This is a genomic window from Bradyrhizobium yuanmingense (assembly GCF_029167105.1).
Classification (GTDB): Bacteria; Pseudomonadota; Alphaproteobacteria; order Rhizobiales; family Xanthobacteraceae; genus Bradyrhizobium; species Bradyrhizobium yuanmingense_A.
The window spans coordinates 12,711-28,413 of the sequence record NZ_JARFML010000041.1; the positions used below are offsets into that span (position 1 = coordinate 12,711).

Consider the following 15,703-nt stretch of genomic DNA (forward strand, 5'->3'; position numbering starts at 1 on the left):
GCGTCATCGAAAACTAGAGTCTCGCTGAATCGGCTCAGCGCGGTCCGCGCGGACCTGCGCCGGGACCGCCACGACCGCCGCGATCACCGCCCGGGCCGGCGCCGAACACCGGCTTCGGCTTCATCGGCAGCAGGCCTTCGCGCTGCAGCTTCTTGCGGGCCAGCTTGCGCGCGCGGCGCACGGCCTCGGCCTTTTCGCGGGCCTTCTTCTCGGAGGGCTTCTCGTAGTGACCGCGGAGCTTCATCTCGCGGAAAATTCCCTCGCGCTGCATCTTCTTCTTCAGCGCCTTGAGGGCTTGATCAACATTGTTATCGCGAACGAGAACCTGCACGCGGCATCCTCTTCAGGTGGATCGGATTTGAATTCTGGTAAGTCAAAGGGGATGGCGAAACGCGCAAGCCCTTAACCTTGAGCGCGCGGATGTATCAGACAAAACCGCAGATGTCCACCGGCCCAGCGGGTTTTTGGGCCAAGTTCGGCCATTAAATGCGGCGAAAACACCTCCATGCGGCCCCGATTTGGGCGGTTTGGCGCCGAGAACGGGGCCGCGCCGGAACTTCGTTCTGGAATCTTTTGCAATGAGGGGACCACAATGGACGTCAAAAAATATGCTGCCGAAGCCATCGGCACCTTCTGGCTCACATTCGCGGGCTGCGGAAGCGCGGTGATCGCCGCCGGCTTCCCGCAGGTCGGGATCGGGCTGGTCGGCGTGTCCCTGGCCTTTGGATTGAGCGTCGTCACCATGGCCTACGCGATCGGCCATATCTCCGGCTGCCATCTCAACCCGGCCGTCACGGTCGGTCTTGCCGCCGGTGGCCGTTTTCCGGCGGGGCAGGTTCTGCCTTACATCGTCGCTCAGGTGGCGGGCGCGATCATTGCCGCCTGGCTGCTCTATGTCATTGCGAGCGGAGCGCCCGGCTTCGACGTCGGCAAGGGCTTTGCCTCCAACGGCTATGGCGCGCATTCGCCCGGCCAGTACAGCATGATCGTGTGCTTCCTCACCGAGGTGGTGATGACCATGATGTTCCTGTTCATCATCATGGGGGCGACCCATGGGCGCGCGCCGGCGGGATTTGCACCGCTGGCGATCGGGCTCGCGCTGGTGATGATCCACCTCGTCAGCATTCCCGTCACCAACACCTCGGTGAACCCGGCGCGCAGCACCGGCCCGGCGTTGTTCGTCGGCGGCTGGGCGGTGTCGCAGCTGTGGCTGTTCTGGGTCGCGCCGCTGATCGGCGGCGCGCTCGGCGGGGTGATCTATCGCTGGCTCAGCGAGGAGCCCACCGGCATCGTTGCGGGCGTGAAGACGGCGTAACTAATCACAATCACCCGGCGGGATTGCAGCTCTTGCTGCGATCCCGTCACTTGTCCCGGGGCGGCCTGACTTCGGTCACGTGGCCCATCTTGCGCCCGGGGCGCGGCGCGCCCTTGCCGTAGATGTGCACGGTCGCGCCCGGCACGCTCAGCCACTTTTCGTAATCGTTGATCTCGTCGCCGATCAAATTGGTCATGGTGACGACCTCGCCGTGGCGCACCGGCTTGCCGAGCGGCCAGCCGGCGATGGCACGGATGTGCTGCTCGAACTGCGAGACGGAGGCGCCGTCGAGCGTCCAGTGCCCGGAATTGTGCACGCGCGGCGCGATCTCGTTGACCAGCACCTTCGGTCCGTTGCCGCCTGCCAGCACGAACATTTCGACCGCGAGCACGCCGACATAGTCGAGCGCGCTTGCGATTTTGCTCGCGATGCTGCGCGCCTCCTCGGCGAGCGCGTCAGGGATCGGCGCGGGCGCACGCGATATCTTCAGGATGTGGTCGCGGTGCTCGTTCTCGGTGACGTCGAAGCACTCGACCTCGCCCGTGGCCGCGCGCGCGGCGATCACGGAGATCTCGCGCTCGTAGGGCACGAAGGCCTCCAGGATCGCCGATTTGGTGGCGAGGCTGGTCCACACTTTCGCGATGTCGTCGCCCTCGCGGATGATGGCCTGGCCCTTGCCGTCATAGCCGAAGCGGCGGGTCTTCAGCACCGCCGGAAGGCCGATCCTGGCGATCGCCTCGCGCAGCGAGGAGACGGAGGTGACGTCGGCGTAGGCGGCAGTGCCGATCCCGAGCTTCGTCACGAAATCCTTCTCGGCGAGCCGGTCCTGGGTCGTTTCGAGGATCTTGCGGTTGGGCAGCACCGGGCGGCGCGCGTCCAATACCAGCGCGGCTGCCGCCGGCACGTTCTCGAATTCGTAGGTGATGACGTCGACATCATGCGCGAACAATTCGAGCGCCTCGACGTCGGCATATTCGGCGCAGGTCGCGTTCAGCACGACGTCGAAGGCCGGCGAATCCGGATCGGGCGAGAACACCTGGCAGCGCAGGCCGAGTCGCGCCGCGGCCATGGCAAGCATCCGGCCCAATTGTCCGCCGCCGAGGATTCCGATGGTGTCACCGGGCTTCAGCTTCACGTGCCTGGTGTCAGTCACGCCTTGTCCTCCGGCCGCTCGGCGACCGCCTCGGTCTGGGCCTTGCGCCAGGCGGCGAGGCGATCCGACAGGGCCGGGTCGGACAATGCCAGCACAGCGGCTGCCAGCAGCGCGGCATTGATCGCGCCGGCCTTGCCGATGGCGAGGGTGCCGACCGGAATGCCCGCGGGCATCTGGACGATCGAATAGAGCGAATCGACGCCCTTGAGTGTCTTGGATTCGACGGGAACGCCAAACACCGGGAGTTCCGTCAGGGCCGCCGTCATGCCGGGCAGATGGGCCGCGCCACCGGCGCCGGCGATGATAATCTTGTAACCTGCGGCCTTGGCACCCTTGGCGAATGCGAACAGCCGGTCGGGCGTGCGGTGGGCCGAGACGATGCGGCTGTCGGCAGCAATGCCGAGCGCGTCAAGCGTGTCGGCGGCGTGCCGCATCGTGTCCCAGTCCGATTGGCTTCCCATGATGATGGCGATCGGCGCGGTCATGACGTCAATTGTGCCCAGAAAAACAGAGAGATAGGCCAGATTAATGATTCCGGCCGGCGGCTCGCAAGGCGGTGGCAAGGAGAAGGGAATCCACTATCCTGTCTTGGTGAATCCCCGCAAGCCTTCATTGAGCAGGATGCCCATGAAGAAACCGAAAAGGGCGAGCCCTGCGAAGGCCAGAAAGGGCCGGAACATGAGCGCCGCCCGATCCAAAGCCGTTTCGAGCCGCGCGGCCAAACCGGCCTTGCGCAGAGCGCCGGCTGCCGATGACGGCAAGGCGATCATCCGCGGCCTCAGGAGCAAGCTCAAGGCGGCACTGCTGCGGATCTCGGAGCTCGAGGCGGCCGCCGATACCGATTTCCTGCTCGGGATTCCCAACCGGCGCGGTTTCGAGCGCGAGCTCGCGCGCGCCATCGCCTATATGAAGCGCTATCGTGCCAGCGGGGCGCTGATCGTGCTCGACGTCGATCGGCTGAAGCCGATCAACGATTCCTTCGGTCATGCCGCCGGCGATGAGGTGCTCAGGGCGATCGTCGCCACGCTGACGCGACAGGTGCGCGCCTCCGACGTGGTCGGCCGGCTCGGGGGCGACGAGTTCGCGCTGCTGCTCTGGAATCTCAGCGAGACCGATGCCAAGGCGAAGGCCGCGGCCTTGGAGCAGGCGATCGACGAATTGTCATTCGTTTTTCGCGGCCAGCACGTGACCGCGGGCGCCTCGGCCGGCGTCGCGCTGCTCGGTCCGCAATCCGCTGCAGGCCGCGCCCTGGAGGAGGCGGATGCGGCCATGTATGTGCGCAAGGCGAGCCGCCGGCACGAGGTGGCGGATCAGGCTGGTCGGCGGCGAGCGCTAGTCTAGAGGGTGGCAAGATCTTCCGGCACGTTGCCGAACTTGCGCAGCAGCGTCGCGTCGCCGAATTCGCCCGTCATGGGATCGCCGCTGCGGCTGAACGCGATTGCGCCGATATGTCCGGCGCCGCGCGCCAGCATCTCTGCGCGTCGCAGCGCCGCCGTCGAGGACTGACACTCCTCTGCCGCGCCTGCGACGGGTGATCCGTCGTCATCGATCAAGAAGGGCATTGCAACGTAATAGGTCACATCCGACATGGCGTTGCTCCAATGTTGAAGATTATGCGGCGCTGCTCTTGCTCCGCATCTTGCTGCACGAGATCTCCGGAATGCAGCCGGCGGAAATCGCCGCCTGCAATTCCTCCAGCTCGGCTTCCAGATATTCGTTGGCCATGATCAGCGCTTTGATGGTGCTGCGCAGATTGCCGTCGCACATCGCGATCGCCTGATCGCAGGCCTGTTCGTAATGGCTGTTGTCGAAAAGGGCGGTTGCTGACATCTGCGTTGTCCTCGTGTCTCGTGCTCGGGCGTTCTCTGAGGTGTTGGGGCGCCTATGAATGTTCCTCTTTTGTTCTTATCGAGTCAAGCGGATTCGGAAGCGGCGGACGCGCTCAAGACCGGCTCACGCTCAGGCGATGATGTCGGGGGTAATCTGGTCTTCAATGAACGCGATGCGGTCGCGCAACAACAGCTTGCGCTTCTTCAGGCGCTGTAACCGCAACAGGTCGGGGGCGGGCGATTGATGCAACGCATCGATCGCCGCATCAAGATCTCGGTGTTCCTGCTGCAACCGGGTGAGCTCGGCTTCGAGCTCACGCTCATCTTCATTGGTCATGTCTGCGGTGGCCGAAAACCGATAGGCGTGAGATCCGGGCTGTGGATGCCCTGTGGAAATTATCGTCCTTGCGCCGCGTGATCGCAAGCGATCTGCGATCCCCCGTCGCCGATCTCCCGCAACATATTTCTGCAAGGAGCTGCGGCGGTGCGCCGGCGTATTGATATCATGGATTTTTCCGGCGTGGTTCCTTAGTCACGCTTCGTTACATATGAACTTTCAAAAATGACGCTGCGACGACGGATACCCATCGACAGGACGAATCGGTGATGTAGACTTGGTCGTCCGGATCGAATCCTAAAGGTTCAACCCTACCGAGGAGGTTTCGAATGACAATTCAGGCACATCTCGTTGAATTGGAACGGAAGCACAAACTTCTCGAAAACGAATTGCACGAAGCTCTCGTGCACCTTTCAACAGACGACCTGCAAATTGTTGAGTTGAAGCGCCGGAAGTTGATGGTCAAGGACCAGATCGAGCGTCTGAAGCAATCTGGCGACACGCTCCACTAGTAACCCCCGTGACAGTGTAGAGTTGATCACGTCCTTCACGCAGGGATGAGAGCATCCGTGCTCATCCCTGCTGCAAGGTGTGCACCGTGCAACACAGTTGTGCGGCGCTCACTCTTGCTTTGACCCGTGGTTCTCGACGCGCCCACTTATCCGCTTCTCGAAACGCTCTCGATCTCTGCGAGCTCGGCGACGTGATCGGCGATCGCGAGCGAGGACGTCAGTCCCGGCGATTCGATGCCGAACAGATTGATCAGGCCTGCAACGCCGTGATCGCGCGGGCCCTGCATCAAGAAATCCTGGGTGGCCACGGCCGGCGGCACGATCTTCGGGCGGATGCCCGAATAGCTCGGCATCAGCGCGCCGTCAGGCAGCGTCGGCCAGTATTTGCGGATCGCGGGATAGAAGCGCTCGGCGCGTGACGGATCGACCTCGTAGTCGATCGTCTCGATCCATTCGACGTCAGGCCCGAAGCGCGCCTGTCCTGCCATGTCCAGCGTCAGGTGCACGCCCAGGCCGCCGGGCTCGGGCACCGGATAGATCAGGCGCGAGAACGGCGCCTTGGCGTTGCAGCTGAAGTAGTTTCCCTTGGCGAGATAGGCCGGCGGAATCCGGTCCAGCGGCATGCCGTCGATGCTGCGCGCCACATGCGTTGCCGACAGCCCCGCGGCGTTGACGAGGAGGCTGCATTGCAGCGTCATCGGTGCCTCGCCGCCGGCATCGATCTCGATGAGGCCGGCCGCCGCCTTGGCACGGATCAGCGGGGTGTGAAACGCGAAAGCTGCGCCGGCGTCCTCGGCTTCGCCGCGCAGCGAGAGCATGTAGGCGTGGCTGTCGATGATGCCCGTCGACGGTGACAGCAGCGCGGCGTCGCAGGCGAGCGCCGGCTCCAGCGCGCGTGCGGCCTCGCCCGAGAGCAGCTGCATGTCGAGCACGCCGTTGGCCTCGGCATGCGCCTTGATCGATTGCAGCTTCTCGGTCTCCTTCGGGCTGGTCGCGACGATCAGCTTGCCGCAATTTTTGTGCGGGATGCCGCGCTCGGCGCAGTAGCGGTACAGCGCGTGCTTGCCTGCCACGCACATGCGCGCCATCCAGCTCCCGGCCCGGTAGTAGATGCCGGCATGGATCACCTCGCTGTTGCGCGACGAGGTGACGGTGCCGATCGCCTCGGCTTCCTCGAGCACGATCACCTCGCGCCCGGCCTGGGCGAGCTTCCGGGCCACCGCGAGCCCGACCACCCCAGCTCCGATAACGACGCAATCGACCCTATCCATGGTTGTGCAGGATTCCAGTTGGAAGCACGGGTGGCGCATGGTCCGGATGCGGCGACGCAGGCGGGGCTTCCGTTAAGAAGTCGTTTATCATGTCAGGGCAATTGCCGTATTTCACGTCACATTATTCTGTTGTGCCCACAGGCGTTTACCCGATCCAAACCCGCTAGGCCAGACAATCCGACGTTGAAATCGCGGGTGGCTGATGGCTGAGAAGAACTGGCACGTGGGCAGCACGCTTTCGATTGCTGTGCGGGCCCTCCTATGCCTGGCCGGTGCGGGCGCGCCTGCGCGCGCCTTTGCGGCATCGGACAGCCTTGCCGTTCCGGGCGATCTCACCACGCTTGATCCCGGCGTGATCTGGGAAGCCCTGATCGCGGGCATCGTGGTCTGCTCGTTCCTCGCCGCGATCGGGCTGTGGATCCATTCCTCGCTGCGCCGCTCCAGGCGTTTGCAGCTGCGGCGCAACGCCTTCATCTCCTCCGCCATGAACAACCTCAACCAGGGCGTGGTGATGACGGATGCGCAGCGCCGCGTCATCTTCTGCAACGACCGCTATCTCGAGATCTATGGCCTGGCGCGATCCGACCTCCGGCCCAACATGACCGGCTACGACATTCTGAGGCTGCGCCGCGAGCGCGGAGTGCTCGGCGTCACCGATGACGAATTTTACGCGAAGGCATCGAGCGCCAATGGCCTGACCACGGAACTGCCGGACGGACGGGCCATCCTGGTGAAGTATTTCGTGTTGCCGAACGGCGGCTCGGTGGCGACCCACCTCGACGTCACCGAGCAGCGCAACCTGTCGCGGCAGCTCGCCTCCACCAAGCAATTCCTGGAATCGGTGCTCGATCATGTGCCGGCCTGCGTGGCGGCCAAGAACATCGAGGACGGCTGCTACATCTTCGCCAACAGCGCCTATGAGAAGTTCTGGGGATTGTCGCGGGACTTCGCCGTCGGCAGGAATGCACGGGAGCTGTTTGCGTCGGCCTCGGCGGCCAGCATCGAGGCCGCTGACCAGGCGGCGCTCAATTCACCGGATGGCCAGCACCGCAATGAGTTCGAGGTGGATCGTGCCGGTGCGCGGCGCATGGTCGCCTCGATCCGGATCGTGGTCCGCAACGAGAGCAACAAGCCCGAATTTCTGCTCATCCTGTTCGAGGACATCACCGACCGCCGCTCGCTGTCGCAGGAGCTGGAGAGCACCAAGAAGTTCCTCGAGCTCGTGGTCGACAACATCCCGGTTGCGCTGATCGTGGAGCAGGTCAAGGACGGCCGCTATCTGCTCGCCAACCGCAGCGCGGAGACGATCCTCAACCGCAGGCGCGAGGAAGCCACCGGCCTGACCGCGTCCGACATCTTCAACGCCAAGGAAGCCAAGCTGATCGTCGCGCGCGACGAGGCCGCGATCAAGAAGCGCGGGATGATCACCGAGGAGCATCCGATCTCCACCAAGGGCGGCCTGCGGCTGTTCCTGACTCGCCGCGCCACCGTGGTCAATGATGCCGGCGAGCCGCAATATCTGATCAAGACCCACGAGGACGTCACCGACCGCCGGCAGACCGAGTCGCGCATGGCGCACATGGCCTATCACGACGGCCTCACCGATCTGCCGAATCGCGCCGCCTTCCTGCAGGCTCTGACCCAGATGATCGAGGCTTGCGAGGGCACCGGCGAGGAGTTCGCCGTGCTCTGCGTCGACCTCGACGGCCTTAAGGAGGTCAACGACGTCTTCGGCCATGCGCTCGGCGACAAGCTCCTGATCGAGGTCGCCCATCGGCTCCAGGATTCCGCACGCGGCGGCGTGGTGGCGCGCCTGTCCGGGGACGAGTTCGGCCTGATCATCGACGGCAAGCAGCCCCAGGGCGGCCTCGCGCTGGCGCAGCAGATCGGCGAAGCCGTCGCGAAGGATTTTCAGATCGACGGCCGGCCGGTCCGCGCCGGCATCACTACGGGCATGTCGGTCTTCCCCCACAATGGCACCGATGGCGCCTCGCTGCTCGCCAATGCCGGCGCGGCGCTGTTCCGCGCCAAGCAGAAGTCGCGCGGCACGATCAGCCTCTACCAGCCCGAGATGGACCAGCAGATCCGCGACCGCCGCGTGCTGCACCAGGACCTGTCCATGGCGGTCAAGAACGGCGAGCTCTCGCTCGCCTTCCAGCCGCAGGGGGCCGCGGGCCACAGCGTCGCCGAGAGCGAGATCATCGGCTTCGAGGCGCTGGCGCGCTGGCAGCATCCCGTGCGCGGCCAGGTTTCGCCGGCCGAATTCATTCCCATCGCCGAGGAGAGCGGCCTCATCGTCGAGATGGGCGAGTGGATCCTGCGCGAGGCCTGCCGCGAGGCGGCGTCCTGGCCGAAGCCGCTGCAGGTCGCGGTCAATCTGTCGCCGGCGCAGTTCATGCACGGCGACGTGGTCGGCCTCGTCCATTCGATCCTGATCGAGACGGGCCTTGCACCCGGCCGGCTCGAGCTCGAGATCACCGAGGGGGTTCTGATCGAGGATTTCGATCGCGGCCTTGCGCTGCTGCGCCGCCTGAAGGCGCTCGGCGTGCGCATCTCCATGGACGATTTCGGCAGCGGCTATTCCTCGCTGAGCTATCTCCAGGCGTTCCCGTTCGACAAGATCAAGATCGACCGCGCCTTCATCATCAATCTCGGCCGCAATCCGCAATCGGCGGCGATCGTGCGCGCCGTCATCGACCTCGGCCACGGCCTCGAAATGTCGATCATCGCCGAGGGCGTCGAGACGCTCGACCAGCTCGCCTTCCTCGCCAAAGAAGGCTGTGACGGGGTGCAGGGCTATCTGCTCGGCAAGCCTTTGCCGATCGGCAAATATGCCGGGCTCGTCGGCCGCGTCGAAGCCATGGAGCTTGCGCTGAAGACCGGTTAGAGCCGTTTTCCAGCGAAGTGGACACCGGCTCGCGTCAAGAAAACGCGTCAGAATATGAATCTAGAGCCACCGTTCCGATTTCATCGGAACGGAAATGGCTCTAGTGATGGGAGTGCTTCGCTCCCATTCGACGGCTTTATGGCGGATTACGACCTCGCGATCATCGGCGGCGGCCTGAACGGCGTCAGCCTCGCCCGCGATGCGGCGGGCCGCGGCCTGCGGGTGATCCTGTTCGAGCAGGGCGATCTCGGCGGCGCGGCGTCGTCGGCCACACCGCGGCTGATCCACGGCGATCTCTCGGTGCTGGAGCGCCGCGGTTTTTGGCGGGTGCGCCGGGCACTGGCCGAGCGCCGGACCTGGCTCGCCATCGCGCCGCATCTGGTGCGGCCGATGCGTTTCGTGATTCCCGCGCATGTGGACGAGCGTCCGCCGTGGCTGCTGCGGGCCGGCCTGTTTCTTTATGACGTCCTCTCCGGCCGGAGCGGCCTGCCCGGATCGACGACCCTCGACATCACCCATCACCCGGTCGGCAACGCGCTGAAGCGCCCGTTCGGCACGGCGTTCGAATATTCGGACTGTATCGTCGACGATTCCCGCCTTGTCGTGCTCACGGCGCTGGACGCCGCCGAGCGTGGTGCGACGATCCGGACCGGGGCGCGCTGCGTGCGTGCCGACCGAACCGACATCTGGCGGCTCGCCGTGGTCGATCGCGGCCACCGCCGCTCCGTTACAGCAAGGGCGCTGGCCAATACCAGTGGCGCCTGGACATCGATCGTCGCGGAGACGGTCCTGCGCCAGCCGCAGCCTGCCGCGACGGCCATGCAGATGAGCCAGATCGTCGTGCCCAGGCTGTTCGACTCGGACAACGTCTACGTGTTCCAGAACAGCGACGGCCGGCTGATCTTCGCGAGCCCGTTCGAACGCGCGTTCACGCTGATCGGCACGGTCACGCACGATTTCACCGGAGATCCCGCGATCGTGGCGATGGCCGGATCCGACGTCAGCTATCTCTGCGAAGCGGCCAGCCGCTATTTCCGCGAGCGCATCGCCCCGGTCGACGTGGTCCGGACGGTCTCTGGCGTCAATTTGAGGCCGGCGGCGGCGCGAGGAGGTGACGGCACGACCCTGTTCCACGCGCGTCGGCGCAAGGCGCCGCTGATCACGATGTTCGGCGGCGACGTCACCACCGCGCGCCGGCGCGCCGAGCGTGCGGTGACGAAGCTGACGCCGTTCTACCCGATGTCGCCGCCCTGGACCGCGGGCGCTGTGCTGCCCGGTGGAGATTTCGCCTGGGATCGTTTCGACACCGAGGTCGACCTCGCACGCGAGCGCTGGCGTTTTCTGTCCGAGCCGGAAGCCCAGCGCCTGGTCGCGGCTTATGGCTCGCGATTGACGGCCGTGCTCGGTGAAGCAACGACACGCGAAGAGCTCGGCCCTGCCTTCGGCCCCGAGTTGACCGGCGCCGAGGTGCGCTATCTCATGGCCCACGAATGGGCGCGGTTTCCGGATGACGTTCTGTGGCGCCGTTCCAAGCTGGGCCTGACCATGCCCGGGGCGGACTGTGAGGCGCTAGCGGCGTTCATGGCGGGTGTGAACGATTCACCCCGAGCCGGTTGAGCTAAACACGATCCGCCGCTAGCGTGCGGCGGAATCGGGGTTGGCAGGGACCATGGCGGAAGAATTGCCCGGAGCGAAGGTTGCGGCCGAACCGGCTGGCGGAGATGCATCTCCGGCGGCCGGCCAGCCGCTGCTGCGCATCGAGGGCGTCGCCAAGACCTTCGGCACGTTCCGCGCCGTCGACGGCGTGTCGCTCGATATCAAGGCCGGCGAGTTCTTCGCGCTGCTCGGCCCGAGCGGCTGCGGCAAGACCACGCTCTTGCGCATGCTCGCGGGCTTCGAGGCGCCGGACGAGGGGCGCATCCTGCTCGGCGGCAAGGACATCGCGCAGGCGCTGCCGCATGAGCGCCCGATCAACATGATGTTCCAGAACTACGCGCTGTTCCCGCATCTGTCGGTGCGCGACAACATCGCCTTCGGCCTGAAGCGCGCTCGAATGCCGCGTGCCGACATCGCCACGCGCGTGGCGGAGATGGTGGCGCTGGTCAAGCTCGAGGGATTGGAGAAGCGCAAGCCGGACCAGTTGTCCGGCGGTCAGCGCCAGCGCGTGGCGCTCGCCCGCGCATTGGCGCGCCGCCCGCAGCTCCTGCTGCTCGACGAGCCGCTCGCAGCCCTCGACAAGAAGCTTCGCGAAAACACGCAAGCCGAGCTGATGGAGCTGCAGCGGCGGCTCGGCATGACCTTCATCATCGTCACCCACGACCAGGAGGAGGCGATGACGATGGCTGATAGAATCGGCGTGATGAAATCAGGCAAGCTCGCCCAGGTCGCGAGCCCCCGCGAGCTCTACGAGGCGCCGCGCTCGCGCTGGATCGCCGAGTTCGTCGGCGACATCAACCTGTTCGACGGCGAGTCAAAATTGCGCGACGGCCATCGTCTGGTGATCGGCACGCCTGATGCGGGGGCGCTGGTGGTGGCCGAGCCGCGCGAGGCGGTCGGCACCGGAAAACTGGCGGTCGCGATCCGCCCCGAGAAGGTCAAGCTGTCGCGCCGTGGCCCGGTCAACGAGGCCGGTCGCGAGACGGCGATCAACACCCTCGACGGCGTGATTGCCGACATCTGCTATCTCGGCGGCACCACCACCTACAAGGTGAAGCTCGACACCGGTGGGATGCTGCAGGCGTCGGTCGCCAACAGCGCGCGGCTCGACGTCGATGCCTACAGCCTGAACCAGCATGTCGTCGCCTGGTTCACGCCTGACGATTGCGTGGTGCTGCAATCATGAGCTCGCGACGTATCTTCGCAAGGCCGGCGCGCTTCGCCGCCATCGCGCCCTATGTCTGGATGGTGCTGTTCTTCCTGGTGCCGTTCGCTTTCGTGCTCAAGATCAGCCTGTCGCAGACTGCGATCGCGCAGCCGCCTTACGAGCCGGTGTTCGACCTGACGGCGGGATGGGACGCGCTGAAGGCGGCGTTCGCTGCGCTCTCGGTCGACAATTTCAAGCTGCTCGTCTCCGACGACATCTATGTCTTCGCCTATGTCCGCAGCCTCACCGTCGCCCTCACGGCCACCTCGCTGCTGCTCCTGATCGGCTATCCCATCGCCTACGGCATGGCGCGGCTGCCGCAGCGCTGGCAGGCGGTGGCGATGGTGCTGGTGATCGTGCCGTTCTGGACCTCGTTCCTGATCCGCATCTACGCCTGGATCAACATCCTCCAGCACGACGGCCTGCTGAACCAGGTCCTGCTGGCGCTGCATCTGGTCAGCCAGCCCGTGGTGTGGCTCTCCACCGACACCGCGATGTATATCGGCATCGTCTATTCCTATCTGCCGTTCATGATCCTGCCGCTCTATGCCACCCTCGCCAAAATGGAGCCGGCGCTGGAGGAAGCGGCCGCCGATCTCGGCGCGCCGCCCTGGCAGGTGTTCTGGCTCGTCACCTTCCCGCTGTCGCTGCCCGGTGTCGGCGCCGGCGTGCTCTTGTGCTTCATCCCGATCGTCGGCGAGTTCGTCATTCCCGACCTTCTGGCCGGCTCCAACGCGCTGATGATCGGCCAGACCCTGTGGCTCGAATTCTTCACCAACAAGGACTGGCCGGTTGCCTCCGCTGCGGCGATCGTGCTGCTGGTCGTGCTACTAGTGCCGCTCCTGCTGTACGAGCGGCTGCAGAAGCGGCAGCTCGAACGGGGAAGGTAGCGCGATGCGCAAGGTCTCCCGCCTATCCCGCTTCAACATCGCCTCGCTCGCACTGGGGCTGGCATTCCTCTATTTGCCGATCCTGATCCTCGTCCTCTACTCCTTCAACGCCTCGCGCCTGGTGACGGTGTGGGGCGGCTGGTCGCTGCGCTGGTATCATGAGTTCTTCAACGACCGCGCCATGATCGAGGCGGCCTGGATGAGCCTGCGGGTTGCGGTCGCCTCCGCGACCATTGCGACGCTGCTCGGCACGCTCGCGGCGGTGGCGCTGTCGCGCGGTGAGCGCTTTCGCGGACGCACCCTGTTCTCCGGCATGCTCTACGCGCCACTGGTGATGCCGGAGGTGATCACCGGATTGTCGCTGCTCTTGCTGTTCGTCGCGCTGAACGCCGAGCGCGGCTTCTGGACGGTGACGATCGCTCACACCACGCTGACCATGTGCTTCGTCGCGGTGGTCGTGCAGTCGCGCCTCGGCTCGCTCGATCGCTCGCTCGAGGAGGCGGCCATGGACCTCGGCTGCGACCCGGTGCGCGCGTTCGTTGCCGTGACGCTGCCGCTGATTGCGCCGGCGATCGTCGCCGGCTGGATGCTGGCGTTCACGCTGTCGCTCGACGATCTCGTGATCGCGAGCTTCACCACCGGCCCAGGCTCGGCGACGCTGCCGATCCGCATCTATTCGGAGGTGCGGCTCGGCGTGAAGCCCGAGATCAACGCGATCTGCACGCTGGTGATTGCGCTGATCGCGGTTGTCATCGTCATCGCCTCGCTGGCTTCGAAGCTGTCGAGCTCGCAGGGCGAGAGCGCGGCGCCGCTATAGGGCGGGCCACGGGGACGCGCCTACGACTTCACCGCACCCGCCGTGAGCCCGCCCACCATGTAGCGGCGGAAGGCGTAATAGACCGCGGCCGGCGGCAGCGCGTAGATGAAGCCGGTGGTCATCAGCAGCTCCCACGGTGAATCGTCGGCGGCGAGGAAGTTGCCGAGCGCGACGGGGAGCGTGATATCGCGGTCGTTCGAGAGCAGCAGGAACGCGTAGAGATATTCGTTCCAGGCCAGCAGCACCGCATAGGTGCCGATCGCGACCAGCGAGGGCATCATCAGCGGCAGGTAGACCAGGCGGAAGATCTGCAGCGTGGTGGCGCCGTCCATTACCGCGGCTTCGTCCAGCTCCACCGGCAGCTTGTCCGAAGCCTGCTTCAGCACCCAGATCGCGTAGGGGCTCGCGATCGTCACCATGGCCAGGATCAATGACCAGTGATTGTTGAGCAGGCCGTAATTGCCCATGGTGCGATACATCGGCACCGCGAGGAACGCCGCCGGAATGAAATAGGTGAACAGCGCGAGGTTCAGCACCGCGCGCCCGCCCGGCACCTTCAGCCGCGAGATCGCGAACGCGGCTGAGGTGGCGATGAACAGCGTCAACACGCCCACGGAGACCGCGATCAGCGTCGAATTCCAGAACTGGGCGTAGAAGTCGCGCAGGAAGTAGTGCTGCTGCTTGAACACGATTTCGAAGTTGTGCAGCGTCGGATGGTCTGGCCACAGCTTGCCCGAGAACGCGTCCTCCTTCGGAGAGATCGCGAACAGGAACATGTGGTAGATCGGGATCATCGTCCACAGGAAGACGGGAATGCCGATCAGCAGCAGCCGCGCTTCCGTCGCGACGTCACGGAGGGAGGGAAGCTTCATCGCGACAACCGTTTCATCATGAAGTAAACCAGTGGCAGGACGAACGGCATCGCGCAGACGATGGATGCCATCGCGAGCGAGAGCTGGTCGAGCCGAAGATAGCGGATGCCGAGCGTCGCCAGCACGTGCGTGAGGTCGGCAGGTCCGCCGCCGGTGAGCAGGTAGACGCTGTTGAAATCGCCCAGCGTCCAGATCATCGAGAGCAGCGTGCAGGTGACGTAGAGCGTCTGCATCGACGGCCAGGTGATGTAGCGGAATTTCTGCCACCAGCTGGCACCGTCGACCTCGGCGGCCTCGAACAGATCGTGCGAGATCGCAAGGCGCCCGGTGATCAGGATCAGCGTCCAGAACGGCAGCGACTTCCAGATGTGCACGGCGATCGCCATGCACAGCGCGACGGTCGGGTCGTTCAGCCAGTTCGGGCCGTCATCGCCGGTCAGGGAGAAGATGAAGTGGTTGACCATGCCCCATTCGGGATTGAGCATGAAGCGCACCGACAGGATGGTCGGGATCGACGGCACCGCCCAGGGCAGGATGAAGATCACCGACAGCCATCTGATCCAGGTGCGCTGCTGCGCGAAGAAGCCGGACAGGAACAGCGCAATCATCATCTTGATGTTGATGCCGACGACCAGGAAGATCAGCGTGTTGATTGCAGCGCGCGCGAAGATCGGGTCGTGATACAGCGCCACATAGTTCGCCGGATCGCGTGCCAGCCAGAGCCCGTAGCAGACGGGATAGACGACAAAGGCAAGGAAGACGAGCAGATAGGGTGTTAGCAGGAGGATGCCCCAGACCTGCGCCGGGGTCAGCCGCGACGACAGGGGCGGGCCGGGTATTGCCTGATCGCCAGAGAGCGTGATCGCCATTCTTTCGGACTCTTCAAAGAGAAGCCGGCCGCGAGACGCGGCCGGTGTTGTTGTTGCACTCTCCCCCGCAACGCGGAGAGCAGGGGGG

General features: G+C 65.0%; 16 protein-coding genes and 1 pseudogene. 8 read left to right on the forward strand and 9 right to left on the reverse strand.

Annotation, left to right across the window (positions count from 1 at the left end):
* Positions 1-34: 34 nt before the first annotated feature.
* On the reverse strand, positions 35-331 hold the full coding sequence (gene rpsU / locus P0R31_RS34640; protein ID WP_008546194.1) for a 30S ribosomal protein S21: 297 nt from the start codon (positions 329-331) through the stop codon (positions 35-37).
* Between the two features lie 261 nt (positions 332-592).
* On the opposite strand from rpsU, the gene aqpZ reads away from it, so the two are divergent.
* The gene (gene aqpZ, locus P0R31_RS34645; protein WP_275519196.1) at positions 593-1,315 is read left to right on the forward strand and encodes an aquaporin Z; all 723 of its coding nucleotides are present in this window, start codon (positions 593-595) and stop codon (positions 1,313-1,315) included.
* Between the two features lie 46 nt (positions 1,316-1,361).
* Here aqpZ and P0R31_RS34650 read toward each other — a convergent pair whose 3' ends face one another.
* A complete protein-coding gene (locus P0R31_RS34650; RefSeq protein ID WP_275519197.1) occupies positions 1,362-2,468 on the reverse strand; it encodes a 5-(carboxyamino)imidazole ribonucleotide synthase in 1,107 nt (368 codons plus the stop codon).
* Positions 2,465-2,953: a 5-(carboxyamino)imidazole ribonucleotide mutase gene (gene purE, locus P0R31_RS34655; protein WP_275519198.1), complete on the reverse strand. Its 489-nt coding sequence runs from the start codon at positions 2,951-2,953 to the stop codon at positions 2,465-2,467. The genes P0R31_RS34650 and purE overlap by 4 nt, the downstream gene beginning before the upstream one ends.
* A gap of 142 nt (positions 2,954-3,095) precedes the next feature.
* Here purE and P0R31_RS34660 point away from each other — a divergent pair.
* Positions 3,096-3,804 (forward strand): annotated as a pseudogene (locus P0R31_RS34660) (GGDEF domain-containing protein).
* Between the two features lies 1 nt (position 3,805).
* Here P0R31_RS34660 and P0R31_RS34665 read toward each other — a convergent pair.
* The 3 genes from P0R31_RS34665 to P0R31_RS34675 form a co-directional block, all read right to left on the reverse strand.
* Positions 3,806-4,057, reverse strand: coding sequence for a hypothetical protein (locus P0R31_RS34665; RefSeq protein ID WP_036021965.1), 252 nt, complete (start codon positions 4,055-4,057; stop codon positions 3,806-3,808).
* Between the two features lie 22 nt (positions 4,058-4,079).
* Positions 4,080-4,298 carry a hypothetical protein gene (locus P0R31_RS34670; protein ID WP_275519200.1) on the reverse strand — a complete coding sequence of 73 codons (219 nt, stop codon included), beginning with the start codon at positions 4,296-4,298 and terminating at the stop codon, positions 4,080-4,082.
* A gap of 129 nt (positions 4,299-4,427) precedes the next feature.
* A complete protein-coding gene (locus tag P0R31_RS34675) occupies positions 4,428-4,634 on the reverse strand; it encodes a YdcH family protein (protein ID WP_008546179.1) in 207 nt (68 codons plus the stop codon).
* A gap of 329 nt (positions 4,635-4,963) precedes the next feature.
* Here P0R31_RS34675 and P0R31_RS34680 point away from each other — a divergent pair, with 329 nt between their 5' ends.
* A complete protein-coding gene (locus tag P0R31_RS34680; RefSeq protein WP_008546178.1) occupies positions 4,964-5,146 on the forward strand; it encodes a YdcH family protein in 183 nt (60 codons plus the stop codon).
* Positions 5,147-5,292: 146 nt separating this feature from the next.
* On the opposite strand, the gene P0R31_RS34685 is transcribed toward P0R31_RS34680, so the two are convergent.
* Complete coding sequence (locus P0R31_RS34685; RefSeq protein WP_275519201.1) at positions 5,293-6,417, reverse strand: NAD(P)/FAD-dependent oxidoreductase; 1,125 nt, start codon at positions 6,415-6,417, stop codon at positions 5,293-5,295.
* 202 nt (positions 6,418-6,619) lie between these two features.
* Between P0R31_RS34685 and P0R31_RS34690 the strand changes: the two genes are divergently transcribed.
* From P0R31_RS34690 to P0R31_RS34710, 5 genes are all read left to right on the forward strand, one after another.
* Positions 6,620-9,304: an EAL domain-containing protein gene (locus tag P0R31_RS34690; protein WP_275519202.1), complete on the forward strand. Its 2,685-nt coding sequence runs from the start codon at positions 6,620-6,622 to the stop codon at positions 9,302-9,304.
* A gap of 138 nt (positions 9,305-9,442) precedes the next feature.
* On the forward strand, positions 9,443-10,921 hold the full coding sequence (locus P0R31_RS34695; RefSeq protein ID WP_275519203.1) for a glycerol-3-phosphate dehydrogenase: 1,479 nt from the start codon (positions 9,443-9,445) through the stop codon (positions 10,919-10,921).
* 52 nt (positions 10,922-10,973) lie between these two features.
* Complete coding sequence (locus P0R31_RS34700) at positions 10,974-12,146, forward strand: ABC transporter ATP-binding protein (RefSeq protein WP_275519240.1); 1,173 nt, start codon at positions 10,974-10,976, stop codon at positions 12,144-12,146.
* The gene (locus P0R31_RS34705; RefSeq protein ID WP_275519204.1) at positions 12,143-13,057 is read left to right on the forward strand and encodes an ABC transporter permease; all 915 of its coding nucleotides are present in this window, start codon (positions 12,143-12,145) and stop codon (positions 13,055-13,057) included. Before P0R31_RS34700 ends, P0R31_RS34705 begins: the two co-directional genes overlap by 4 nt.
* A gap of 4 nt (positions 13,058-13,061) precedes the next feature.
* On the forward strand, positions 13,062-13,874 hold the full coding sequence (locus P0R31_RS34710) for an ABC transporter permease (RefSeq protein ID WP_275519205.1): 813 nt from the start codon (positions 13,062-13,064) through the stop codon (positions 13,872-13,874).
* A 20-nt stretch (positions 13,875-13,894) separates the two neighbouring features.
* Here the strand turns inward: P0R31_RS34710 and P0R31_RS34715 are convergent, their stop codons facing one another.
* Both P0R31_RS34715 and P0R31_RS34720 read right to left on the reverse strand, forming a co-directional pair.
* The gene (locus P0R31_RS34715) at positions 13,895-14,746 is read right to left on the reverse strand and encodes a carbohydrate ABC transporter permease (RefSeq protein WP_275519206.1); all 852 of its coding nucleotides are present in this window, start codon (positions 14,744-14,746) and stop codon (positions 13,895-13,897) included.
* Positions 14,743-15,615, reverse strand: coding sequence for a carbohydrate ABC transporter permease (locus P0R31_RS34720; protein WP_035998764.1), 873 nt, complete (start codon positions 15,613-15,615; stop codon positions 14,743-14,745). The genes P0R31_RS34715 and P0R31_RS34720 overlap by 4 nt, the downstream gene beginning before the upstream one ends.
* Between the last annotated feature and the right edge of the window lie 88 nt (positions 15,616-15,703).

What these genes read in the sequence shown, in the direction of transcription:
- aqpZ (WP_275519196.1), top strand. Translation starts at nt 593, where the DNA reads ATGGACGTCAAAAAATATGCTGCCGAAGCCATCGGCACCTTCTGGCTC.
- purE (WP_275519198.1), bottom strand. Translation starts at nt 2,953, where the DNA reads ATGACCGCGCCGATCGCCATCATCATGGGAAGCCAATCGGACTGGGAC.
- P0R31_RS34665 (WP_036021965.1), bottom strand. Translation starts at nt 4,057, where the DNA reads ATGTCGGATGTGACCTATTACGTTGCAATGCCCTTCTTGATCGATGAC.
- P0R31_RS34670 (WP_275519200.1), bottom strand. Translation starts at nt 4,298, where the DNA reads ATGTCAGCAACCGCCCTTTTCGACAACAGCCATTACGAACAGGCCTGC.
- P0R31_RS34675 (WP_008546179.1), bottom strand. Translation starts at nt 4,634, where the DNA reads ATGACCAATGAAGATGAGCGTGAGCTCGAAGCCGAGCTCACCCGGTTG.
- P0R31_RS34680 (WP_008546178.1), top strand. Translation starts at nt 4,964, where the DNA reads ATGACAATTCAGGCACATCTCGTTGAATTGGAACGGAAGCACAAACTT.
- P0R31_RS34685 (WP_275519201.1), bottom strand. Translation starts at nt 6,417, where the DNA reads ATGGATAGGGTCGATTGCGTCGTTATCGGAGCTGGGGTGGTCGGGCTC.
- P0R31_RS34690 (WP_275519202.1), top strand. Translation starts at nt 6,620, where the DNA reads ATGGCTGAGAAGAACTGGCACGTGGGCAGCACGCTTTCGATTGCTGTG.
- P0R31_RS34695 (WP_275519203.1), top strand. Translation starts at nt 9,443, where the DNA reads ATGGCGGATTACGACCTCGCGATCATCGGCGGCGGCCTGAACGGCGTC.
- P0R31_RS34700 (WP_275519240.1), top strand. Translation starts at nt 10,974, where the DNA reads ATGGCGGAAGAATTGCCCGGAGCGAAGGTTGCGGCCGAACCGGCTGGC.
- P0R31_RS34705 (WP_275519204.1), top strand. Translation starts at nt 12,143, where the DNA reads ATGAGCTCGCGACGTATCTTCGCAAGGCCGGCGCGCTTCGCCGCCATC.
- P0R31_RS34710 (WP_275519205.1), top strand. Translation starts at nt 13,062, where the DNA reads ATGCGCAAGGTCTCCCGCCTATCCCGCTTCAACATCGCCTCGCTCGCA.
- P0R31_RS34715 (WP_275519206.1), bottom strand. Translation starts at nt 14,746, where the DNA reads ATGAAGCTTCCCTCCCTCCGTGACGTCGCGACGGAAGCGCGGCTGCTG.
- P0R31_RS34720 (WP_035998764.1), bottom strand. Translation starts at nt 15,615, where the DNA reads ATGGCGATCACGCTCTCTGGCGATCAGGCAATACCCGGCCCGCCCCTG.